The organism is Pantoea sp. SM3, from assembly GCF_000963995.1.
Classification (GTDB): Bacteria; Pseudomonadota; Gammaproteobacteria; order Enterobacterales; family Enterobacteriaceae; genus Pantoea; species Pantoea rwandensis_B.
In genome coordinates this window covers 55931-77691 of sequence record NZ_JZRD01000030.1, presented here as the reverse complement: position 1 = coordinate 77691, position 21761 = coordinate 55931, and the positions used below count along the sequence as shown (strand labels likewise).

Here is a 21761-nt window from a genome sequence, read left to right as displayed (position 1 = left end):
CAGGATACCCGAGGCGGCGCAATGTCATGCGCCGCCGTCAGCATCGAGGTCGTTTCAGGTTAGCAATCCACCCACACCGCACCGGCATCCGCTGACTTCACGCACTGCTCTACCCAACGCACGCCCATCAATCCGGCATGCACATCGGGATACCAGAAGTCGGCGAGAAATGCCTCATCACCGCGATCGGTGGCATCCATCGCCAGCGCAAAACGACGATAGAGATTTGACCAGGCTTCAAACAGCCCTTCCGGGTGACCACCGCCAATACGGTCATCGGCCAGCGCACTTTTATGCAGATAGCCCATACCGCGTTCCAGAATCTGCACCGGCTCGCCCTGCACTTCATAACGCAACTGGTTCGGCTGCTCGTCCCACCACTCCAGACTGGCCTTCTCACCAATCACCCGTACTTTTTGGCCGTGCATCGAGCCGCAGTTTACTGCCGAGGCCCACATGGTGCCGACGGCGCCGTTGTCGTACTCCATCATCACAAAAGCATTATCTTCCAGCGGCGCACGGGTTTTCACGAAACTCTGGCGGCTGCACAGCAGACGTTTCACCTGCAGTTTCGGCACCATGGTTTCCGCGATAAACAATGGATGAGTCGCCAGATCGCCCAGTACATAGCTGGGGCCGACAAAGCGTGGATCGACGCGCCACTTGGTGCTTTCATTCTGCAGCTCCACCGCTTCGTTATGGAAGCCGTGCGCGAACTGCATATTGATAATGCGAATCTCGCCAAGCAACCCCTCCGCGATCATCTCGCGCGCCTGATGGATCAGCTGATGGCCGGCATAACCGTAAGTCACGCCGATGATCTTCTTCTTCTCGGCACAGAGTTTTTCCAGCTCGTCCGCTTCTTCGGTGGTGAAGCACAGTGGCTTCTCACACACCACATGCAGACCGGCATTCAGCGCCGCACGACAGATGGTGAAGTGGGTATTGTTCGGTGTGGCGATGGAAACGGCTTCGATGCCGTCTGCACGCGTCGCTTCCGCCGCAAACATCGTTTCGTAATCCGGATAGCAGCGATCCGCATCGACGCCCAGCGATACGCCAAACGCACGGCCACGTTCAGCGTTAAGATCAAATGCGCCCGCCTGCAACACGAAATTGCCATCACGCAGTGCCGCAGAACGATGGATATAGCCAATCTGGCTGGTACCGCCGCCGCCCACCATGCCCCAGCGCAGTGAACGATCCAGAGCTTTAATGCCGTTAATCATGATGTTCTCCTCAGAATCCGACCGATTGCAGGTAGTGAAGGCTGGCGGTAACGTCGCGCAGGCTGGTGTCGGCGTTGCGCGGATCGCGCTCCTGCTCGATGGTGATCCAGCCCTGATAATTGCGCTCAGCGAGGAACGCCCGCACCGCCGGATAATCAATCGCGCCTTTGCCAATCGGGCACATTACCCCTTCGGCACAGGCAGCAAAGAAGTCCACGCCACGCGCAATCACATCGCGCCAGACCGCGTCATTCACATCTTTGAAGTGCAGGTAATCGATGCGATCCCAGTAACGGCTCAGATAGGGGATCGGATCCATACCGGAGTAGTAGAGATGCCCGGTATCGAGGCATAAACCGGCCACCTCGTGCGGAATGTCCTGCACTAACTGCTCCAGTTCGTCGGCAAACTCAATGCAGCCGCCCGCATGCGGGTGGACCACCGCACGCACGCCATATTCATCGCGAGCAATCTGGCTCAGCGTGGTGATGTGCTGCATCATGCGCTGCCACTCTTCGCCAGAGAGTCGCGGCGCTTTGTCAGACTGCCCGGCAAATCTGGCACGCTCAGGATTACCGAAATCAATGATCACCAGGTAAGGCGCGGGAAAATTGTCCGCGTGGGTTTTCTCTGCGGTAGGGACCTGCGACAGGTTGCGACAGATGTTATGTGTCAGTTCTACCATCGCCGGGAAGTTTGCCTCACTGACCAGATCGTCAAAGATCGTGCCCGCCACTAGCGAAAGCTGATGTGCTTCCAGCTGGTGACGCAGTTCAGCGGCATCGGTAGGCAGATAAGTCCATGGACCCAGTTCAATACTTTTGTAGCCCGCCTGAGCTGCTTCCGACAGGACTTTCTGCCAGGGTGGCAGGAAAGGATTTTTAGGATCGTCGACACCCCAGCTGCAGGGCGCATTAGCAATGTGAATCGTCATGATCGTTCCTTGCGGTGTTGGATAGCGCAAGTATCAAATAAATATTTCACCCACAGCAATCATGAAACATTCATTTTTTGATAGCGATCATGTTATTTTTCATCATAAAAATGATAGATAATCTATCAAAACCATAACTGGCGCCACTTTCAGGCCAACCACTTAAGTGCTGCCGACGCATTGCCGGTCAGCCAGACTGAGGGCGAATCAGTCTGCCGCTTCTCATCGCGTCGCCAGATTTCGGTGCTTAGAGGCTAAAGATTCTCACGCGTGATGATCTCAAACGGCAGCGTGACCTGAGAGAAATGCGCACCTGATTCGACAGTTTGTTGAGTCGTGCGGACAAATTGCCGCACCATGTCCTCAATTTCATGGCGAATCATCACGGTGATCGTGCCGTCAATCAGTGCCAGCTCGCCCTCTTTCACCGGACCGTGGCAAATTAACGCCACCTTGCGCTGCGGCTGCTGACGTAATGCATGAATCACGCCTTCAATGCCGCCGCAGGGCGCGTAGATTAAGGCGAGATCGGCATGCTCTTCCAGCAACTTACGTGTTGCGTGATAGCCGCCATCAATCGACTCATGGGTTTTCAGCGGCTCTAATACGCGTCGGGTGCTGTCCTGCTCGCGCAGATAAGAGCGGAAGCTGATTTCGCAACTCTCCTGACAGGTAAAACGATGGTCGCCCACCAGCACGCCCACCGATCCCGGCTGATGCAGCAGATGCGAGGCCACCCAGCCAGCAGTACGTCCGGCCTTCTGATTATCCAGCCCGAAATAGCCCGCATGTCCACAGGGCGAGAAGTTGGAGAACAGCGCATAAACCCGCACGCCCTGGCGTGAAATCTGTTCGATGGCGTGGCGGATCAGTGGGTGATCCAGCGCGACTAAGCCAATCACGTCCACCTCTTGCGCCAGCTTATGCAGCGAGGCCACCACTGCTGCAACGTCATCAATATCATGCCAGTAAAACCGTGGTTCACTGCCTGCGGGATGCAACGGCTGTGTCTGTTGCCGCAGGGCATCCGTCAGCGAATGATAGAACGAATAAGATTTTGATAGCAGCACAAACCCCATGCGAAGTGCCACGCGCGCGGAGTGCGCCTCAGCACTGAACGGGGCAACCGGCGCCATGCGATAACCCAGTCGGTTGGCGGCTTCCAATACTTTCTGCTCGGTGGCCGCACGCACCGGTGCCCGGCGATTCAATACCCGATCCACCGTGGCGACACCGACGCCAGCCGCATCCGCGATAGCGTTCATGGTGATTTTGCTCATCAACACCTTCCAGTTTGATAGTTAGTTATCAAAAATAATGCCCGAATCAGAATGGAAATGCGAAACCATTGCGGAAGAAATCGTCATCAAATCGCAAGGCCTGATAGAGAATCTCTCAGTAATTTGATCGCCCTCGCAAAAATGAAATGATCCATTTCATTAAATTACCTAACGGAATAAATGTTTGATATTTTTCTGTTCGATGATTGAGGTGAGGAGTGATGGATTTGCATCAGTAAATAAATAGAGGCGGCGGTCGCGCCTTTCTATAGTGAAAGCGATCTGCCGTATCGGCTCCCGGCACATGAACGACTCAATAATAACGGAGATGATATGTTCCCTCAGACCCTACCTGCACCTCGCCGTCACCCTGAAAACCAGATTCCCGCGCTGCGCTGGGGCATTGTTGGACCCGGTTGGATCGCCGACCACTTTGCCAACGCGCTGCGTCATCACACTCAGCAGCAGTTGGTCGCCGTGTCGTCACGCAGCCTGGAGAAAGCGCAAGCCTTTGCCAGCAAATGGGATATCCCGCACGCCGTTGAAGGCCTCGACGCACTGCTCAGCCGCCAGGACATTGATGTGGTGTATATCGCCACACCGCACAATCATCACTTTCCCGACGGGCTGCGCACGCTGCAAGCGGGCAAGCATGTGTTGATTGAAAAACCGTTAGCGCTCAATGCACAGCAGGCGTTGCAGCTACAGCAGGAAGCGCACAAACAACAACGTTTGTGCGTAGAGGCGATGTGGTGCGATTTTGCGCCGAAGTACGATGTGATCCGTCAATTGCTGGCCGATGGCGCATTAGGTGAGGTTCATACTCTCATCGCCGATCATGGCGAATACTTCACGCAGGATCACCGCATTTTCAATCGGGATCTGGCGGGTGGTCCCATGCTGGATCTTGGCAGCTATTTGATCGGCTTCAGCGTGTTGGTCGGCGGTGCGCCAGGCAGCATTGTGGCAAAAGGCCAGCCGGCACCGGGCGGCGTGAATGGGCAAACGTCGATGCTGCTTACTCACAGCAACGGCATGCACTCGGTGCTCAACACCACGCTGTTCAGCAACACACCGGGCACCGCCGTGATCGCCGGCCGTGATGCCACGCTCTATCTCGACGGCCAGTTCTACGCGCCGGGCAATTTCCGTCTTACCTCCAGCGATGGCCGCCATACGCTGCGCTGGGAAGAACCGAACAACCGCTATATTCAGCTCTGTCATGAAATCGAACATACCGCCTGGTGTATTCATCAGGGACTGTCTGACTCGCCTGTCCGTCCGCTGGCCACCTCACTGGCCACGCTGCAAGCCATGGATGAAGTCAGAAAGCAGATCGGTGTGGTGTTTAATGAAGAGCGCACCGCTTAACGATCAGGAGAACAATATGAAAATCGCTTTTGATGTGGATGTCATCAGAGATATGGGCATCACGCGCATGGTGCATCAGGTGGCGGAATGGGGCTACAAGTACATCGAACAATCGCCCCATCCACAGATCAATCCGTTCTATAAACACCCGAAGGCCAGCCGGGAAATCATGCGTGAGTACAAAAATGCGCTGAATGCGACGGGCGTAGAAATCTCTTCGTTCATCACGGTTTATCGCTGGTCTGGCCCGGACGAGTTGCGTCGCCAGGCGGCGGTAAAGAACTGGAAACGCATGATTGAAATCGCTGTTGAGATGGGGGTGCAGGTGATCAATACCGAACTCTCAGGCAATCCTAACGAGCCCGAAATCTGTGAAGAGATGTTCTACCGCTCAATGGATGAGTTATTACCGATTATCGAACGTGAAGGCATCCGCGTCGAAATTCAGGCACATCCCTGGGATTTCTGCGAACAAAGCAACGAAACGGCGGATATTGTGAAATCGTTCCGCAGCGATAACGTCAAATACATCTATAGCGCGCCGCACACCTTCTATTACGACAAAGGCGTGGGCGATGTGAAAAACATGCTGCATTACGCGGGCGACGATCTGTCGCATATGTTGATTGCCGATACCATGAACCACACCAAGCACTGCCGCTATATCGTCAACCCACCGGGTGTCGATGCGACCATTCATCAGCACGTTGCCGTGGGTGAAGGTGAAGTGAACTTCGATGCGCTGTTTGAAGCGCTGCGTGAGATGGATTTCGCCAACCGCACCTACAAAGTCGGCGGTGAGTCGATTATCTCGGCGGCGCTGTTTGGCTATCCGGAAAAGATGAAGTATCAGGCAGTGGAAACGCGTGAATTGATTGAGCGTGAACTGCTGAAATAGACCCGCCCCACGGCTCCTTCCCCCTCTCTCATCGCGAGAGGGGGAATAAATCGTGCCCGCGCTCAACCCGTGAGCTGAATGGAAGACTCTCTCCACCGACAAGCACTCCCGCCTGCGGGAGTGCGTTGGGGTAGCGGCATTAGATTGCCACTTTCTCCACTTCTGTAAATTCACCCCGCGTCAGCGATAACTGTGCCGCCTCGGCAATCGCCTGCGCGCGCAGACCGTCGATCAATCCCGGCAGCCCTTCGATCTTTTCTCCGCCGATATGGCGCACAAATGCATCCAGATGGGTGTAGTACGTCTCTTTGACCCGGCTAAACCAGTCGGGATACAAGCCGGGCTGAGTGATCCCTTTCCCCTGATACAGCGTGGCACCGCGCGCTGACTGGCTCTCTGAAGCCAGCATCCCTTCACTGCCCATCACGCTGATGCGTTCGTCGTAGCCGTAAGCCGTGCGGCGCGTGTTATCCAATTGCGCCAGCGCGCCCTGCTGCATGCGCATGATCAGCACCGAAGTATCGACATCAAAATCACGGATCTCCGGCATCGCCAGTGCGGCACCAAGTGCGCCAACAGTGCTGACTTCATCTTCTGTCAGCCAGCGCAACAGGTCGAAAAAGTGGATCGCCTGATCGCGCATCTGACCGCCGGAAGCTTGCAGATAGCTGATCGGTGGCAATTCTGACGCGCGGCAGACCATCTGAATCAGTTCAGTGCGGCCAATCAGCCCTTGTTTGAGCTGTGATTTAAGTTGCTGATGGCTCAGATCAAAACGGCGGTTAAAGCCAACGGTAACAGGAACCTGCACCGGAGAGATCTTCTCCACCACCTCACGCGCACGCTGCAACGACAAATCAATCGGTTTCTCGCAATACACCGCTTTGCCCGCCAGCACCGCCTGCTCCAGCAGTTCAGCATGGGTTGGTGTGGCGCTGGCGATCAGCACCGCGTCGATGGCATCACTGTTTAACGCTTGCTGCACGCTGGCCGCTTTTGCGCCATAGCGCTGTGCCACCGCTTCGGCACGAGCCGCATCAATGTCACACACCAGCGCCAACTCCACACCAGGATGCGCCGCCAGGTTTGCGGCGTGCACCTGGCCGATAAATCCATTGCCAATCAAGGCAAAACGTTGCGGGGTCCGCATTTTAACGCTCCTTTTGTTCACACTTCGGAATTGCCGATGTTGTCAAAATAGCGCTTTCTGGCAGGCTAGCTGAACGCGGTTTTTGATGGAATTACCTCAGATGAAAGCACTGACGCTGGCGGAGTTGGCGAAGCAAGTAGGCGTGGGCGTGGCCACGGTTGATCGGGTATTAAACGATCGCGGTGGTGTGTCCCCGGCGATGACTAAAAAAATCCTGCAGGCGGCGCGGGATGCGGGTTTGAAGCGTATTTTGCCAGAGGAGCATCGCCATAGCTGGCAGATTGAAGTCCTGCTTAGCGGCAACGGTTCGTTCTTCTTTCAGCAACTGGCACAGGACTTTGCCCGACTGGCTGATGAGCTGGGCTATCGTCGCCTGCGCCTGCATCGCACGCTGATCCCGGAAAACGCCCCCGAGAAGCTGGCCGCGCACATTGCTGCCAGCAGTAAAAAGATGGATGCACTCATTGTTTTCGCCCACGAAAATCCGCTGATTTATGATGCCTTAGCGGCGTGTCAGGCGCGCGGCGTACCGGTGATCACTATGGTGACGGACCTGCCCAATGCGGCACGCCTGTGTCATGTCGGTATCGATCAATATAAAGCCGGACGCACCGCTGGATTGATGCTCGGCAGCATGATCAATGCACCGGGCGATGTGGTGCTGGTGAGTGGCCGCGCCGATTACTCAGCACATCGTCAGCGCATTGAAGGTTTTCAAGCCGTGCTGGCGGAGCGTTTTCCGCAACTGCGTCTGCGGGAAATTCTTGCCGGGCAGGATGAACGCGATCGCATCAGCCGTCTGCTGGAGAAAACCCTGGCCGGATCGCAAAACATCGTCGGACTCTACAACACCGGCCTCGGCAACACGCAGATCCACGAAGCGCTGGCGCGCCATCGGCTCGGCGGCAAAGTGATGTACGTCACTCACGAGCTGTATGCCACCACGCGCCAGCTTTTCGAGAAGCGCGTGCTGACGCTGACACTCGATCAAAACACCCTGCGCCATGCTCAGCTGGCGTTGACCTTGTTGCTAAAACATCTCGAAGAGGGTGAACAGCCTGACACCTACCAGTCCGGCAAAGTGGACTTTATGCTGTTTACGCAAGAGAACTTCTCATAATCACACTTTGCATCTCACCGCCAGCGCGGTTAAATCGCCTTCATCTGTCGCTGCTACACTCAGTAGCAGCAAAAAACGCAATCACAACAAGGCGAAATCACTATGTCGGAAAATCAGTATCAGCCCGCGAAAGTCTGGACCTGGGACCCGGAAGCCAAAGGTAACGGCGCGAAAACTAACCGTCCGTTCGCCGGGCCGACGCATGAGAAGACCCTGCCGGTGGGCAAACATCCGCTGCAACTCTATTCCCTCGGTACACCAAACGGCCAGAAAGTCACCATCCTGCTGGAAGAGTTGCTGGCCGTCGGGGCTAAAGAAGCCGAATACGATGCCTGGCTGATTCGCATCGGTGATGGCGATCAGTTCTCCAGCGGTTTCGTTGACGTTAACCCGAACTCCAAGATTCCGGCACTGAGTGACCACTCAGTGACGCCACCGCTGCGCGTGTTCGAATCAGGCAACATCCTGCTGTATCTGGCCGAGAAATTTGGTCACTTCATCCCGGCGGATATCGCAGGCCGTACCGAGACCCTGAACTGGCTGTTCTGGCTGCAGGGTTCTGCGCCTTATCTTGGCGGCGGCTACGGTCATTTCTACTTCTACGCGCCAGAAAAAATCGAGTACGCCGTCAACCGCTTCACGCTGGAAGCCAAGCGTCAGCTGGATGTGCTGGATCGCCAGCTCGCCAACAACCGCTTCCTCGCCGGTGAGGAGTACACCATCGCCGATATCGCGACCTGGCCGTGGTACGGCAATCTGGTGCTGAACAACATCTATGGCGGCGGCGAGTTCCTTGATGTGCAGTCGTACAAAAACGTGGTGCGCTGGGCTAAAGAGATCGCTGAGCGTCCAGCGGTGATCCGTGGCCGCAAAGTGAATAAAGCCTTTGGTGCTGAACCGCAGGATCAACTGCTGGAGCGCCACGATGCTTCTGATTTCGATACCAACACCGAAGACAAGCGTCAGGCGCGAGGAGAGCAGTAATGGCCGCTTATGTGGTGATGATTAAAGACGAAACGCTGGATAAAGATGAGCTGGCAACCTACGCGCAGAAAGCCGGTGAAGCACGCGGCGATCATCAGATTACGCCGCTGGCGTTTTATGGCGATCTTGAAGTGCTGGAAGGCCGTGATGCGGAAGGCATCGTGGTGCTGGAATTTGCGGATATTGATGCAGCAAAAGCCTGGTATCACAGCCCGGCGTATCAGGAAGCAAAAGCCCACCGGGTTAAAGGCGCGAACTATCGCGTGTTGCTGGTTAAGGGTGTTGCCTGACCGGCTAAAAGGGGCGCACCTCACTCGGTGCGCCCTATCAGCCAGAGTGGTCGAGATCTGCACGTTGCCTCTCGCCGATTTTCAATCCAATTTGAATAGCGCAATTGCCTGCTGTAATCGGTTGGCCTGTTGCTGTTGCTGATGCGCCACCTGCAAGGTTTCCGCCACGTGCTGAACGTTGTGATGCACGCTGTGATCGATGCTATTAATGCTTTGCTGAATCTGCTCGATGCTCAAATTCTGCTGTTCGCTCATCTCTGATAACTCGGTCACCAGCTGTGCCAATCCGCTGATGCTGCTGTGAATCTCGCGCATGGTTTGTGCCGCGTGCTCAATCTGCACCCTGCCATGCTCGGTGCTCAACGTGCTGGCATCCATCAGTTGACGAATTTCGCGGGCAGCATTCTCGCTGCGCATCGCCAGGTTGCGCACTTCACTTGCCACCACGGCAAAACCACGCCCCTGACTGCCAGCGCGCGCCGCTTCGACTGAGGCGTTCAGTGACAGAATATTGGTCTGGAAAGCGATACCGTCGATCAATTCCAAAATTACTTTCACCCGCTGTGACTCTGCACTGATTTTCGCCATTGAGCCCATCGCCGACTGGATGTTTTCCTCTCCGTGCGTGGCCACCGCCCGCGCATCCCGCGCTAACTCGCTTGCACTCTGTGCTTTGTCACGCGTTAAGCTGGCAGCAATGCTGATTTCTGTCATCGCACTGGCCGCCACTTCCAGTGCCTGCGCCTGTTCATCGGTGCGGGTCGACAGTTCAGCGTTGCGTTGCAAAATACTCTCAGATTCCGTCAACAAGGCGCTCACGCCGAGGCTCACCTGATGAAGCGTGCCATGCATGGTGCCCAACGTGGTACTGAAAGTGCGGGCGAATGGGCTTTCACTCTGCTGGCTATCCGCATTCAGCGTCAGATACCCGGCCTGCTGGTTGATCCGTGAGGCCAGCTCCGCGACTTCACTCGCGGAACGTGCATCGGCGGCCATCTGACGCGCAATCACCAGTAAGATGGCGGTCTGCGCCACAACAAACAGTGCATGAAACACCACCATGTCCCAGCCCGGATGATGGAACACCACCACGCCGAACAGGTCGTTTTCCTGCAGATAATTAAACAGGATGTGATGCGTGGCCGCTGCTGCTGCCCCCATGATAAGTGGGCGGATATCGCGCCACGCCAGTAGCACCGACATCAATACAAATACCGAGAAGTGATATTCGGTTTCACCGTCGCCGAGTTGAATCAGTAACCCCGCCCAGCCAATCAACAACGCTGAGAGCATAAGCCTTGAGAGCAGCGTGCCGCGCAGAACCGTGCCGAAGAAAGTCGACAGTAGTGCTAACGCCAGACCGGCCATCAACGCCACGGTTAAGCCGTCATTCATCCATCCTACGCTGAGCGCAATCGGCCACAATCCCCAGTTGAGGATCACCGCAAGGCTGTCTGCGCGCTGTGCAATACGTTGCAGCGAAACCATCTCCACCGGCGCGGCGTCCGGGCCTGACAAGGGCGTTGCGATCATGACAATTTTCCACACCAGAGGTTGATTAAGATGCCCAACAATGAAGGGCCAAACGATCAGACTGAGTGGTGAAATTATCGGCGTGTTAATGGGAAAGTTTAGGACCGTTAATAATTGAAAGGAAAGGATGTGAGCAGGTTCATGTGAGAGTGATGCGTTGTCTACGCAGAACAGGCGCCACAGAGTGCGCCTGTCGCTGACGTCGACTTACTTCGCAGCAAACTGCGCGTAATTCTCTGGCGTAATGGTCTGATACGGCACCCAGTTGTATTCCTTCACTTTCTGTTTATCCAGCAGTGCCTTCGTGACCTGCACCGCGCCGGTTGCCTGGCCTTTAGCATCCTGGAAAATGGTCAGCGCCATCTTGCCGTTTTTAACAAACTGCTGACCATCAGGCGTGCCATCAATTCCCGCCACCAGAATCTTTTCATTTTTCGCCTGGCTGAGCGCCATGATGGCACCAATCGCCATTTCATCATTATTGGCGGCAATCGCATCGATCGGCCGCTGGTTCAGCAGCCAGCTCGACACCACATCCACCGCCTCGTTGCGCTGCCACTTGGCAGTCTGCTTCTCAATCACTTTCATGTCTTTGTATTTGGCGATCACCGCTTCGACCGCACGAGTGCGCTCACGCGCCTCTTCATTGGACAGCGCGCCCATCAGAATCGCCACATTGCCTTTGTAGTTCATTTTCTTCGCTAACGCTTCCATCTGCATCTCACCGCCTAACGCGGAGTCAGAACCGACATAGGCCATGTCACCCGGCAGTTTCACTTCTGGCTTACGGTTGACGAAAATCAGCGGGATATTGGCGTTCTTCGCTGCGGTGATCATCGGCAACACACCCTGCGTATCCACCGGATTAAGAATGATGGCATCCACGCCCTGGTTGATGAAATCATCCACCTGCTGCACTTGTAGTGCCACATCCCCTTTGGCATCCACGAACTGGCCGTCAAGCTGATTGGCTTTTAACTCTGCCTGCATCTGCGTACGCAGAATCGAGACAAAGTTAAGGTCAAAGTTGGCCAGCGCAACGCCGACGGTGAAGGTTTTCGCACTGACGCTTAAACTCAGCAGCAGCGAGCACAGACAAAGCACGATGTTTCGGATGTTCATGAGGTGATTCCTGTAGGTTGAGGTTTTATTGTTATGACGCCGGGCAACAGGCAAATACCCGGCGGTAAAACGCTTAGATCGTGAAGTGATCGCGGAACTGCTCAAGCGCGGCCGTACTGTCACCACTGGCCCAGCCCTCCATCGCCACCGTGCCGCTGTAACCCACTTCCTGCAGCGCACGCGCGATCGCGCGATAGTTGATTTCACCCGTTCCCGGCTGCTGACGACCCGGTACGTCCGCCACCTGAACTTCGCCAATGGCGGAACCACTACGGCGAATCAGCTCAATCAAATTGCCCTCGCCAATCTGCGCATGGTAAAGGTCGAGATTCATCTTCAGCGCCGGGCTGTTGACCGCTTCCACCAGCGCCAGGGTATCGGCCGCCAGCGCGAACGGGGTGCAAGGATGATCGACCGGTAGATTGAGGTTTTCGAGGGTGAACACCCGCCCGGCGCGCTCGCCAAGTTGCGCCACTTTACGCAGCGTATCGACTGCTTTCAGCCACATCGCACCGGTGACCACTTCCACGGGTTTGACCGGCAAGCCTTTGTCATCCAGCCCGGTACCGTGCAGATTTAGCCCTGGGCAGTTAAGCCGCTCAGCCACCGCCAGTGAGGCTTCGGCACTCTGCAGCAGCTGTTGGATCTCGTCGTCGTCGGTGAGATTGCCGGTGAGATAACCGGTCATGGAGGTGAATCGCGCACCTGTCGCGACCAGCGCATCAATGTCTTTATTGGCCCATCCCCAGATTTCGACCCCAAACCCCAGCGCGTGAATGCGTTTCACACGCTCGATGAAAGGCAGATCGAGGAACACCATTTCGGCACAAACCGAGAGTTGATAAGCAGCCATTAGCGTGCTCCCACTTTGACAGGCAGGTTGAGGGTGACCGATTCAATGCAGGCCAGCGCAATTTCCAACGCATTGCGTGCATCTTCGCCGGTGGCGCGCGGTGTTTCGCCGGTGCGGATGCAGCGGGCAAACTCGACCATCTCCGCCACATAGGCTTCGCGCAGCAGATCGGAATCCATACGCGAAGTCTCCATGCTGATACCACTCGCGCTGTAGCGCACGCAGTTGGAAGACGTGATGTGGCCCGCCTGCAGCATCCCTTTACTGCCAAACACCTCGCCGCGCACGTCGTAGCCGTACACCGCCTGGAAGTTGGCTTCTGCGATGGCAATCGCTCCGTTATCAAAGCGAATCGTCACCACCGAGGTATCCAGCAAACCTTTATCTTTGAAGTCCGGACGCACCAGCGCATCGGCGATGGCATACACTTCCACCGGCTTCGCCCCATGATTGAAGTGCAGCAGGGTGTCGAAATCGTGGATCAGCGTTTCGAGATAAATGGTCCACTGCGGGATGCGTGACGGATCGTGCAGCGCCGGATCGCGTGTCACAGAACGACTTAACTGCGTAATGCCGTTCTCGCCTGCCTTCACTGCCGCTATCGCCGCGGCAAAACCCGCATCGAAACGGCGATTGAAGCCCACCTGCAACACCACTCCCGCGCTTTTGGCGGCCGCAATCGCCCGGTCAGCTTCCTCCAGCGTGACCGCCATTGGCTTCTCACAAAATACGTGCTTACCGGCATTCGCTGCGGCAATCACCCACTCGGCATGGGTGCGAGCGGGTGCCGCAATCGCAATCGCATCAATCTCCGGATCCCGCAACAGTGCGTGCAAATCGCTGTAGGCTTTCGCGACACCCAGCTTGCTGGCAAGTTTTTCTGCAGCACCGGGCTGCGGATCGGCGACTGCCGCCAACGTGGCACCGGGTACGCGATACGCCAGATTTTCGGCGTGGAAGCTGCCCATTCGTCCTGCGCCAATCAGACCCACACGAACCGGTTGAAGATGAAATGTCATAAATCATTCCTTACTGTTTTGGATATGTCCGTTCGGGACAGAGGAGATAGACATTTCATTGCAATTCAGATGCCAACTGAAAAACGGGGAATTGTGTGAGGCACTACACAGCCTTGCGCCTTAGATTGCACATAAACTTTACATGTCAACTTCACATGTTAATAAAATGGACATTCCAGATTAGTCAGGAGCCGCTGATGCGCACCAGCGAACGTCTACCGTTTAAAGATGAAAGCGATCCCATCTTCAGCCTGCCGGAAGGGTCTGAAGCGGGCGAGTGGGATACCCTGCTCTGGCAGGGCTGGCACAGCTTTGTCAGGGGTGAACAACCGGGCTGGATGCGCCGCAGTATTTTGCAGTCATGGCAACGTTCGCAGCAGCGTGCCATCGATCCCCACACCTTCGTCTACACTTCGCCACCGGCGGATGAGCTGGCGGCCATCCTTGCGCACAATGCTGAGCTGATTGTGGTGGCGCGTAACGTGATGGAAAACCTGCTGGCCTATAACCCGGATGGCCATATCAACCTCACCGACGCGCAAGGTGTCACGCTGCATTTTTGCGGCGCTGATTTGACGCCGATCGGTAGCATCCTGAGCGAAGAGGTGCTCGGCACCAACTGCACAGCTCGTTGCCTGATTGAGCAACGGCTGGTGTATGTGTTGAGCGGGGAAAACTGGAAGATCGATCTGCGTAAGCGCCACTACCAGTGCGCCGCCGCGCCGATTCGAGATGCCAGCGGCCAACTGCTCGGCGTGCTCACACTCACCGCCACACCGGATAACTTCAATGCGCACACGCTGGGCACGGTGCAGGCCGCTGCGGAAGCGGTGGGACAACAATTAATGTTGCGCAGTTTGCTGGCGGAACAACAGTCGATCCTCGAAACCCTGAATGAGGGCGTGATCGTCTGCGATCGCCACGGACGGATCAAAACGTTAAACCGCTATGCGCGGCAGATCTTTAGTGGTCTCGATCCTCAGGCCGGGCCGATTGATGTGTTACTGCAACCCCAGGGAGGATCGCTGCTGACCATGCCATTCTGTAATGACCGTGAGTTGCAGTTTATCCCGGATGGCGTGCAGCCCCTCTCCTGCCTGATTTCATTAATGCCCGCACCCGATGGTGGCCGCGTGCTGTCACTGCGCGAGAACCAGCGCATCCGGGCGATTACGCGGCAGGTAATGGGCGTCAGCGCCAGTTATACCTTTGAGATGATTCGCGGCCACGCGCCGCGCGTGCAGCAGGCCATTCAGAAGGCACGCGCCAGCAGCCGCACCGATAGCACCGTGCTGTTAAGCGGTGAAAGCGGCACCGGCAAGGAGCTGTTCGCGCAGGCGATCCATAACGCCAGCCCACGGCATCAGGAGCCCTTTATCGCTCTCAACTGCGGCGCACTGCCGCGTGACCTGGTGCAAAGTGAGCTGTTTGGCTATGTCGATGGCGCATTCACCGGTTCCCGGCGCGGCGGCTCCGCAGGAAAATTCGAGCTGGCGGATGGCGGCACGCTGTTTTTGGATGAAATTGGCGAAATGCCGCTGGAGGCGCAAACCAGCCTGCTGCGCGTATTACAAGAGAGTGAAGTGGTGCGTATCGGCGCCGCGCATCCACTTAAGGTCAATGTGCGCATCATCGCCGCCACGCACTGTAATCTGCTGGATGCCGTAGAGAAAGGCGCCTTTCGCCGCGACCTGTATTACCGTCTTAACGTGATTTCATTAGCCATTCCGCCGCTACGTGAACGCCAGGAGGATATTCCAGGTCTGGTGAATACGTTTATTCAGGCGCTCTGTACCCGATTGAAACGCATCGCGCCGCAGGTGTCGTCTGAAGCCATGCACTGCTTACAGGCGTGGCACTGGCCGGGCAACGTACGTGAACTGGAGAACCTGGTTGAACGCATGGTGAATTTGTGTGAAGGGCTGGAGATTGGCAAACCGGATTTGCCGGAAGAGATGACGCAGCGCGTCCCGCCACCACAATCCAGCGTTTTAACATCACTGCAGGAAAATGAGCGCCAGCATGTATTGCAGGTGGTGAGTGAGCAGAGAGGCAACCTGCGTCAGTCGGCACAGCAACTGGGGATTTCACGGACCGCGCTGTATAACAAACTGAATATCTGGCAGGTGGATGTCACCGCATTGCGAGGGAAATAGGATAAAACAGTGCATGTGCTTCCCTTAACCCACCCGCTCTCGTGCCAACACTCCCTGAATCCTGGGCGGGATTCAGGGAAGACAGATGAGGGGGCAGCATATTCCCCGCTCGCTACAATGACGCTCCACCGCAAGTCACTCACTCTTGCCCGGTTATCGCATCAGCTGCGGGTAACAGCACAAAACCGCTATCTACAGCGACGCTCCACCGCAGATCACCAATTCCTGCCCGGTTATTGCATCTGCAGCGGGTGACAGCACAAAACCTGCCAGCGCCGCCACTTCCTCGGGCTTGATGTAGCGTCCGATAGGGGGCAGCTTCGGGGGAGAACTGGCACGCCCGGGTTGCAGCAGCATGGGCGTCTCGGTGGCTCCGGGCGCGATCACATTCACAGTAATCCCCTGCGGCGCTAATTCAGCCGCCCAGCTTCGCGCCATACCGACCATCGCCGCTTTGGTGCTGACATACTGGCTGCGATGAGCGGCACCGCGTGAAGTGCGACTGCCGATCAGCAAAATGCGGTCGCCCTGCGTCATCTGCGGCTGCAGCGCGTTCGCCATGATCTGCGCCACCTGCACATGCAGATACCACAGGCGCGCACTCTGCTCCTCATCAAGATCGCCGAGTGGCGCAGCCGCCATCATGCCCGCGGCATGCACCAGCGCATCCACCTTAGGTAAAACAGCCAGCGCCTGCTTCAGCAATCGGGCATCAAACAGATCCACACTCACCGAGGTAAAGGCGGGATGATCTTTCTTTACCAGCGTGCGGCTAAATCCCGTCACCTGCCAGCCCTGCGCCAGCAGATGATCGGCAATCGCCGCGCCAATCCCGGAGCTAACCCCCGTCACCAGCGCGTGTCGGCTCATTGCTCTCCCCTCGCCCACGCTTCGTTAACGCGGACGTACTTAATCGCCTGACGGAAATAGGTGTAGGCGATATGCAGTGCGCCGTCCTCACTCTGCTTGATGCTGGGATACGAGAACTCACGGTTGAGCTTCTGCTGCGAATTGTTGGTCATGCAGTAGCCGTCGCCTTCGTCGAGATGACGCTGCCACGGCCAGCTTTGGCCGCCATCCGGGGAGATGGCCAGCGTCATCGGTGCACGCGGTGCGCCCCAAAATGCGGTGCGTCCGGTGTGCACCACCGGTTCGGCCGCCACCGCCACATCGTCATCCTCATCTTCGATTTCGTCATACAGCGACAGGCGACGCTCGCTGGCATCTTTGGCGCTCATGGCATTGAACACCAGCGCCAGATGACCGTTATTCAGTGTGGTCACCTGAATGGAGGAATTGTTGTTTGGCAGTTCAGTCGCCACCGGCGCACTCCAGCTTTCACCGCCATCCGTCGAACGACTTTGATAGATAAAGTCCGCCCAACGGCTGCGATACAGCGCCAGTAAGCTGCCATCCTGCAATAAAGTAATGTTCATGTGCACACAGCCGAGGCTATCCGGCACCGCCACATCGCGCCAGCTTTTGCCTTTATCACTGGAGATTTTTACCGCGCTAATGTCGTCATTACCGACCCATTTTACGCCCGGCTGAGTGCGGCAATAGAACACCGGCAACAGCCAGTTGCCATTCGGTAACACGGTAATTGGCTGGCGAATAAAGGTGCCGGGCTGATCGAGCAGCGTGTCGATGGCGCTCCAGTTGCGGCCGAAATCGCGCGACTGGCGATAGCGCACGATGGCCGTGTCCTGATTACCGGACTTTTGCGCTGTCCATAACAGCCACAATACCTGGTCAGGATCGAGGAACAGCACCGGGTTCTGCTCAGAGCGCGTCGAATCATCCGAGAGTTTTTGCGCTTCGCTCCACTGGCTGCTGCCTTGTTCCAGGCGTGAGCACCACACAGAGATATCGGCAATTCCTTCCTGTGTGCCACCAAACCAGACACACAGCAGGTCGCCGTTGGGCAGCGGCAGCAAATTAGCGGCGTGATTCTGCGGACAGACCGAAGGCAGCATCGCCGTGAGCTGCTGCGCATCCTGCGCGTGCGGATGAAGGTTACCGTTACGTTCGACGGTAATCGTTGAATCGGTCATATCAGGCTCCACTGTTTTGCATCGAAGATTTTGGTGCTTTTTTGTCGTGCGTTTGTGCCGAAGGGATCAGGCGATCAATCACCATGATCACCGCTGGCGTAATCAACGCCACATACATATTGTTGATGCCGAACGGATCGCCAAGCAGATACCAGACGGTGGTGACCACGCAGGCCCCAATCAGACCGGCATTCGCCCCGCGCGTACTTTTATAGAACGGCAGGTAGAAGGCAATAATCGCCACCACCGAGATCGACAGACGAATCGCGCGGGTGAAGAAGGAGAGCTTCAGCACTTCGGGGACGAACAGCACCAGGATTAACGGCAGGAAACCAATCAGCAGCGACAGCCAGCGCGTCATACGGAATTCACGTTCTGGCGTTGGGTTGCGATACGGCACATAGAAATCTTTGACCACCAGCGAGGCAATCGCCAGCGCCACTGTGCTGACACTGACGAAGATGGAGGCCACCAGCGATGTGGTCACAATCCCGGCCAGCCATGGGCTCATATCCTGCAGGAACACCGGCAGTGCATACAGGCTTTTGATATCCGGATGCAGGTACTTCGCCGCCACGCCAATTAACGCAATGGCAATCGCAATCGGCATGCAGAAGAAGAAGGCAACCCAGGTAGCACGCTTGGCGGATGCGGCACTTTTGGTGGAAGCGATGGCCTGAATCACAAACTGGGTGCAGAAAATTGAACCGATGGTGCCAATCATCCAGGCAAATATGGTGCTGGCCCCAATGTTACCGTCCCACGTCCAGTAGAAATGCGGCATCTCTTTGATCATCGGGCTAACGCCGCCGGTCATATGCAGTGCGACGCCGAGAATGATCAAGATACCGATATATTTCAGTCCGCTGTGCAGCAGCGTTACCCAGGCAATGCCCTTCATGCCACCGAACATAAAGTAGAAGGTACTGACGATTGCGGTGATCACGGCCGCCGTGGTGAGATCGAGATTCAACACGGTCGAGATCGCCGCTGCGCCGCTCACATAGTTCCCCACATTCACCAGCAGCAGCGCATAGATCATGATGAGGGAAATGATGTTCTTGGTTGAGTTGCCGTAACGCTCAGCAATCGCACCCGAAATGGTGATTTTTCCGGTGTTGTAGATACGCTTAACCAGCAGGAATCCGAACAGCGGGAAGCCAATCGCGGCACCAATCACCGACCAGGAAGCGGCAAACCCGCCTTCAAACGCCGCCTGGGCGGTACCAATGGTCGATTTCGCGCCGATGTACTCAGACATTAACATCACACCCACGACAAAAGCCGGCATCACGTTGGATCCCGCCATAAAGTCGCCGCTGTTTTTGCTGCGCAGACGCCACGTCAGCCAGGTGGTAAACAGAATATACGCGATGACGATCCCGACAATAATCATCATCCCTTCTGCAGAAAACTGTTTCATTTTAGCCTCATTGATAACGTAGGGTCGTGGCCTGCGCTGGGCTTCACGCATGCCGTTAATGAGGTTGCCTGTTTTGTTATTTTAGTGTCTACGCACAAAGGCAACCCTGTTTATGCTCATTGATTTATTTCACTCACATGAGAATGAATTCACGCATAAGCAGGGCAATTTATAGGCTAAACAGCAAATGATTTGTTTGATCATGCTCACAAACAGTCAATGATGATTAAAAATAATCAAATATTACTTAATAGTTACAAGGCGGACTGCAAAAAATCGACAAAGGCGCTAATGCGGGCGGGTAACTGACGCTGCGGCCGCCACACGGCAAAAATATCCCCGTCCACGCTGCTCCATGCTGGCAGCACATGCAGCAGATCGCCGCGTTCAATCATGTGCTGGGCATCCCACCAGGAACGCAGCAAAATGCCGTGCCCATCCATCGCTAACTGCATCGCCACTTCGCCATCGTTGGTGATCAAACTCCCCTGCACCTTTTGCGTCACCTGCTGCTGGCCATGACTCAATCGCCAGAGTGCGAAATCACTCTCGTACTGCCGTAGCAGAATACAGTTGTGCTGCGACAGCGCCGCAATACTGTCAGGCAGGCCGTGACGCTCCGCATAAATTGGGGCGCAGCATAGCACGCGCGGATTAGTGCGTAACTTACGCGCGATGAGCCGCGCATCGGGCGGTTCGCCAATGCGGATATCAATGTCGATGTGCGAATCGATGAAATTCAATGGCTGGCTGCTGAGTTGTAATGATAACGAGACTTCAGGATGCAGCGCAGCAAAGCGGGACACGCAGGGGGCAACATGGCGGCGACCAAATCCAAATGAGGCGTTAATGTTCAGGCTGCCACGCAGCACCGCCGCCTGGCTGCTCACCGACTCCTCCAGCTCTGCCAGTTGATCCAGCAACGGGCGAGCCCCTTCCAGATAGCGTTTTCCTTCAGCGGTGAGCTCCAGTCGCCGCGTGGTGCGTTTCAGCAGTTGCACCCCCAGACGCTGTTCAAGGTGGCTGAGACGTTTGCTGACGGCGGGCAGCGATAGCCCGAGTTCACGCGCCGCAGCGGTTAAACTCTCCAGCGCTGCGACGCGCACAAAGAAGGCCAGATCGTCAGTCGAGGTACGCGATTCTCTACTTTTATTCAACATTGGCTTGCCGCTCAGGCTAATTATTTCCCGGTGATGCATGGTTATACTGCGTTCAGAACATCAACAGCAACCTGCGAGAACCCTATGAGCGGCAAAACCTACAAAATCGCCGTCATCCCTGGCGATGGCATTGGCAAAGAAGTGATGCCAGAAGGCATCCGCGTGATGGATGCAGCGGCAAAGAAATTCAATATTTCTCTGGAATGGCAATGGTTTGACTTTGCCAGCGCCGAGTACTGGCAGCAGCATGGCAAGATGTTGCCGGATGACTGGTTCGCCACTCTGAGCCAGTTTGATGCCATCTATTTTGGCGCGGTGGGCTGGCCAGATGTGGTACCGGATCACGTGTCGCTGTGGGGATCGCTGCTGCAGTTCCGCCGCGAATTTGATCAGTACGTCAACTTGCGTCCGGTTCGCCTGATGCCGGGCGTCAAAGCGCCGCTGGCCAATCGTCAGCCCGGCGATATCGATTTTTACGTGGTGCGTGAAAATACCGAGGGCGAGTACTCGTCGGTAGGCGGAACCATGTTCCCTGGAACCGACCGCGAGGTGGTGATTCAGGAGACGGTGATGACGCGTACGGGCGTCGATCGCATCCTGAAGTTTGCCTATGAGTTAGCGCAGAAGCGTCCGAAAAAACACCTGACCTCTGCCACCAAATCCAACGGCATTGCTATCACCATGCCCTATTGGGACAGCCGCGTCGAAGCCATGGCGCCGAGTTACCCGGAAGTGAAAGTCGATAAGTATCATATCGATATTTTGACGGCGAACTTCGTGCTGCACCCGGACTGGTTTGATGTGGTGGTGGCCAGCAACCTGTTTGGCGACATCCTGTCAGATCTCGGCCCGGCCTGTACCGGCACCATCGGTATTGCGCCTTCCGCCAACATCAACCCGGAAGGGAAATTCCCTAGCCTGTTTGAACCGGTACACGGCTCAGCGCCGGATATCGCGGGCAAAGGCGTAGCAAACCCGATTGGACAGATCTGGTGTGGTGCGATGATGCTGGAGCACCTCGGTTACGCTGAAGCGGGTGCCGCCGTACTGGACGCGATTGAACGCACGCTGGCTGCCGGCAATAGCCTGACGCGCGACCTCGGCGGCAGCGCTTCAACAGAAGAGTTGGGTGTGGCAATCGCGGCAGCGCTGTAAAAATTAAGTGTCAATAAAGATCACAATAAC

At 56.1% G+C, this 21761-nt stretch carries 19 protein-coding genes; 7 read left to right on the top strand and 12 right to left on the bottom strand.

Annotated elements, in window-relative coordinates; translation table 11 throughout:
• Positions 1 to 59: 59 nt before the first annotated feature.
• The 3 genes from VI01_RS17010 to VI01_RS17000 all read right to left on the bottom strand — a co-directional run bounded on the left by VI01_RS17010 (position 60) and on the right by VI01_RS17000 (position 3443).
• A complete protein-coding gene (locus VI01_RS17010; protein ID WP_045816005.1) occupies positions 60 to 1229 on the bottom strand; it encodes a Gfo/Idh/MocA family protein in 1170 nt (389 codons plus the stop codon).
• Between the two features lie 10 nt (positions 1230 to 1239).
• On the bottom strand, positions 1240 to 2163 hold the full coding sequence (locus VI01_RS17005; protein ID WP_045816004.1) for a TIM barrel protein: 924 nt from the start codon (positions 2161 to 2163) through the stop codon (positions 1240 to 1242).
• Positions 2164 to 2417: 254 nt separating this feature from the next.
• Positions 2418 to 3443 (bottom strand): LacI family DNA-binding transcriptional regulator, encoded by a 1026-nt coding sequence (locus VI01_RS17000; protein WP_045816003.1) that lies wholly within the window; start codon positions 3441 to 3443, stop codon positions 2418 to 2420.
• A 333-nt stretch (positions 3444 to 3776) separates the two neighbouring features.
• On the opposite strand from VI01_RS17000, the gene VI01_RS16995 reads away from it, so the two are divergent.
• Positions 3777 to 4814, top strand: coding sequence for a Gfo/Idh/MocA family protein (locus tag VI01_RS16995; RefSeq protein ID WP_045816002.1), 1038 nt, complete (start codon positions 3777 to 3779; stop codon positions 4812 to 4814).
• A 16-nt stretch (positions 4815 to 4830) separates the two neighbouring features.
• Complete coding sequence (locus tag VI01_RS16990) at positions 4831 to 5712, top strand: sugar phosphate isomerase/epimerase family protein (RefSeq protein WP_038643533.1); 882 nt, start codon at positions 4831 to 4833, stop codon at positions 5710 to 5712.
• A gap of 139 nt (positions 5713 to 5851) precedes the next feature.
• On the opposite strand, the gene VI01_RS16985 is transcribed toward VI01_RS16990, so the two are convergent.
• Positions 5852 to 6862 carry a Gfo/Idh/MocA family oxidoreductase gene (locus VI01_RS16985; protein ID WP_038643535.1) on the bottom strand — a complete coding sequence of 337 codons (1011 nt, stop codon included), beginning with the start codon at positions 6860 to 6862 and terminating at the stop codon, positions 5852 to 5854.
• Between the two features lie 100 nt (positions 6863 to 6962).
• On the opposite strand from VI01_RS16985, the gene VI01_RS16980 reads away from it, so the two are divergent.
• The 3 genes from VI01_RS16980 (at position 6963) to VI01_RS16970 (ending at position 9256) form a co-directional block, all read left to right on the top strand.
• Positions 6963 to 7982: a LacI family DNA-binding transcriptional regulator gene (locus tag VI01_RS16980; RefSeq protein ID WP_045816001.1), complete on the top strand. Its 1020-nt coding sequence runs from the start codon at positions 6963 to 6965 to the stop codon at positions 7980 to 7982.
• 102 nt (positions 7983 to 8084) lie between these two features.
• On the top strand, positions 8085 to 8966 hold the full coding sequence (gene yghU / locus VI01_RS16975) for a glutathione-dependent disulfide-bond oxidoreductase (protein ID WP_038643540.1): 882 nt from the start codon (positions 8085 to 8087) through the stop codon (positions 8964 to 8966).
• Entirely contained in the window at positions 8966 to 9256 is a 291-nt protein-coding gene (locus VI01_RS16970) for a DUF1330 domain-containing protein (protein ID WP_045816000.1), read from the top strand. Before yghU ends, VI01_RS16970 begins: the two co-directional genes overlap by 1 nt.
• An 81-nt stretch (positions 9257 to 9337) precedes the next feature.
• Here the strand turns inward: VI01_RS16970 and VI01_RS16965 are convergent, their stop codons facing one another.
• From VI01_RS16965 to VI01_RS16950, 4 genes are all read right to left on the bottom strand, one after another.
• Positions 9338 to 10789 (bottom strand): methyl-accepting chemotaxis protein, encoded by a 1452-nt coding sequence (locus VI01_RS16965; RefSeq protein ID WP_045815999.1) that lies wholly within the window; start codon positions 10787 to 10789, stop codon positions 9338 to 9340.
• Positions 10790 to 10996: 207 nt separating this feature from the next.
• Positions 10997 to 11911, bottom strand: coding sequence for a substrate-binding domain-containing protein (locus tag VI01_RS16960; protein ID WP_045815998.1), 915 nt, complete (start codon positions 11909 to 11911; stop codon positions 10997 to 10999).
• A gap of 73 nt (positions 11912 to 11984) precedes the next feature.
• Positions 11985 to 12764 carry a TIM barrel protein gene (locus VI01_RS16955; protein WP_045815997.1) on the bottom strand — a complete coding sequence of 260 codons (780 nt, stop codon included), beginning with the start codon at positions 12762 to 12764 and terminating at the stop codon, positions 11985 to 11987.
• A complete protein-coding gene (locus VI01_RS16950; RefSeq protein WP_045815996.1) occupies positions 12764 to 13783 on the bottom strand; it encodes a Gfo/Idh/MocA family oxidoreductase in 1020 nt (339 codons plus the stop codon). The genes VI01_RS16955 and VI01_RS16950 overlap by 1 nt, the downstream gene beginning before the upstream one ends.
• A 197-nt stretch (positions 13784 to 13980) precedes the next feature.
• Here VI01_RS16950 and VI01_RS16945 point away from each other — a divergent pair, with 197 nt between their 5' ends.
• On the top strand, positions 13981 to 15939 hold the full coding sequence (locus VI01_RS16945) for a sigma-54-dependent Fis family transcriptional regulator (protein ID WP_045815995.1): 1959 nt from the start codon (positions 13981 to 13983) through the stop codon (positions 15937 to 15939).
• 192 nt (positions 15940 to 16131) lie between these two features.
• Here the strand turns inward: VI01_RS16945 and VI01_RS16940 are convergent, their stop codons facing one another.
• The 4 genes from VI01_RS16940 to VI01_RS16925 form a co-directional block, all read right to left on the bottom strand.
• On the bottom strand, positions 16132 to 16809 hold the full coding sequence (locus VI01_RS16940) for an SDR family NAD(P)-dependent oxidoreductase (RefSeq protein ID WP_038643550.1): 678 nt from the start codon (positions 16807 to 16809) through the stop codon (positions 16132 to 16134).
• A complete protein-coding gene (locus tag VI01_RS16935) occupies positions 16806 to 17993 on the bottom strand; it encodes an exo-alpha-sialidase (RefSeq protein WP_038643551.1) in 1188 nt (395 codons plus the stop codon). The genes VI01_RS16940 and VI01_RS16935 overlap by 4 nt, the downstream gene beginning before the upstream one ends.
• Position 17994: 1 nt before the next feature.
• On the bottom strand, positions 17995 to 19416 hold the full coding sequence (locus tag VI01_RS16930) for a sodium:solute symporter family protein (protein WP_045815994.1): 1422 nt from the start codon (positions 19414 to 19416) through the stop codon (positions 17995 to 17997).
• Between the two features lie 254 nt (positions 19417 to 19670).
• Positions 19671 to 20576 (bottom strand): LysR family transcriptional regulator, encoded by a 906-nt coding sequence (locus VI01_RS16925; RefSeq protein ID WP_045815993.1) that lies wholly within the window; start codon positions 20574 to 20576, stop codon positions 19671 to 19673.
• Between the two features lie 84 nt (positions 20577 to 20660).
• Here VI01_RS16925 and VI01_RS16920 point away from each other — a divergent pair, with 84 nt between their 5' ends.
• Entirely contained in the window at positions 20661 to 21731 is a 1071-nt protein-coding gene (locus tag VI01_RS16920; protein WP_038643556.1) for a tartrate dehydrogenase, read from the top strand.
• Positions 21732 to 21761 lie beyond the last annotated feature (30 nt).

Excerpts from the sequence above, each read along its gene's own strand:
- VI01_RS17005 (WP_045816004.1), bottom strand. The coding sequence starts at position 2,163 with ATGACGATTCACATTGCTAATGCGCCCTGCAGCTGGGGTGTCGACGAT.
- VI01_RS16955 (WP_045815997.1), bottom strand. The coding sequence starts at position 12,764 with ATGGCTGCTTATCAACTCTCGGTTTGTGCCGAAATGGTGTTCCTCGAT.
- VI01_RS17010 (WP_045816005.1), bottom strand. The coding sequence starts at position 1,229 with ATGATTAACGGCATTAAAGCTCTGGATCGTTCACTGCGCTGGGGCATG.
- VI01_RS16995 (WP_045816002.1), top strand. The coding sequence starts at position 3,777 with ATGTTCCCTCAGACCCTACCTGCACCTCGCCGTCACCCTGAAAACCAG.
- VI01_RS16945 (WP_045815995.1), top strand. The coding sequence starts at position 13,981 with ATGCGCACCAGCGAACGTCTACCGTTTAAAGATGAAAGCGATCCCATC.
- VI01_RS16940 (WP_038643550.1), bottom strand. The coding sequence starts at position 16,809 with ATGAGCCGACACGCGCTGGTGACGGGGGTTAGCTCCGGGATTGGCGCG.
- VI01_RS16985 (WP_038643535.1), bottom strand. The coding sequence starts at position 6,862 with ATGCGGACCCCGCAACGTTTTGCCTTGATTGGCAATGGATTTATCGGC.
- VI01_RS16980 (WP_045816001.1), top strand. The coding sequence starts at position 6,963 with ATGAAAGCACTGACGCTGGCGGAGTTGGCGAAGCAAGTAGGCGTGGGC.
- VI01_RS16920 (WP_038643556.1), top strand. The coding sequence starts at position 20,661 with ATGAGCGGCAAAACCTACAAAATCGCCGTCATCCCTGGCGATGGCATT.
- VI01_RS16950 (WP_045815996.1), bottom strand. The coding sequence starts at position 13,783 with ATGACATTTCATCTTCAACCGGTTCGTGTGGGTCTGATTGGCGCAGGA.
- VI01_RS16925 (WP_045815993.1), bottom strand. The coding sequence starts at position 20,576 with ATGTTGAATAAAAGTAGAGAATCGCGTACCTCGACTGACGATCTGGCC.
- VI01_RS16990 (WP_038643533.1), top strand. The coding sequence starts at position 4,831 with ATGAAAATCGCTTTTGATGTGGATGTCATCAGAGATATGGGCATCACG.
- VI01_RS16935 (WP_038643551.1), bottom strand. The coding sequence starts at position 17,993 with ATGACCGATTCAACGATTACCGTCGAACGTAACGGTAACCTTCATCCG.
- yghU (WP_038643540.1), top strand. The coding sequence starts at position 8,085 with ATGTCGGAAAATCAGTATCAGCCCGCGAAAGTCTGGACCTGGGACCCG.
- VI01_RS17000 (WP_045816003.1), bottom strand. The coding sequence starts at position 3,443 with ATGAGCAAAATCACCATGAACGCTATCGCGGATGCGGCTGGCGTCGGT.
- VI01_RS16960 (WP_045815998.1), bottom strand. The coding sequence starts at position 11,911 with ATGAACATCCGAAACATCGTGCTTTGTCTGTGCTCGCTGCTGCTGAGT.
- VI01_RS16970 (WP_045816000.1), top strand. The coding sequence starts at position 8,966 with ATGGCCGCTTATGTGGTGATGATTAAAGACGAAACGCTGGATAAAGAT.
- VI01_RS16930 (WP_045815994.1), bottom strand. The coding sequence starts at position 19,416 with ATGAAACAGTTTTCTGCAGAAGGGATGATGATTATTGTCGGGATCGTC.
- VI01_RS16965 (WP_045815999.1), bottom strand. The coding sequence starts at position 10,789 with ATGATCGCAACGCCCTTGTCAGGCCCGGACGCCGCGCCGGTGGAGATG.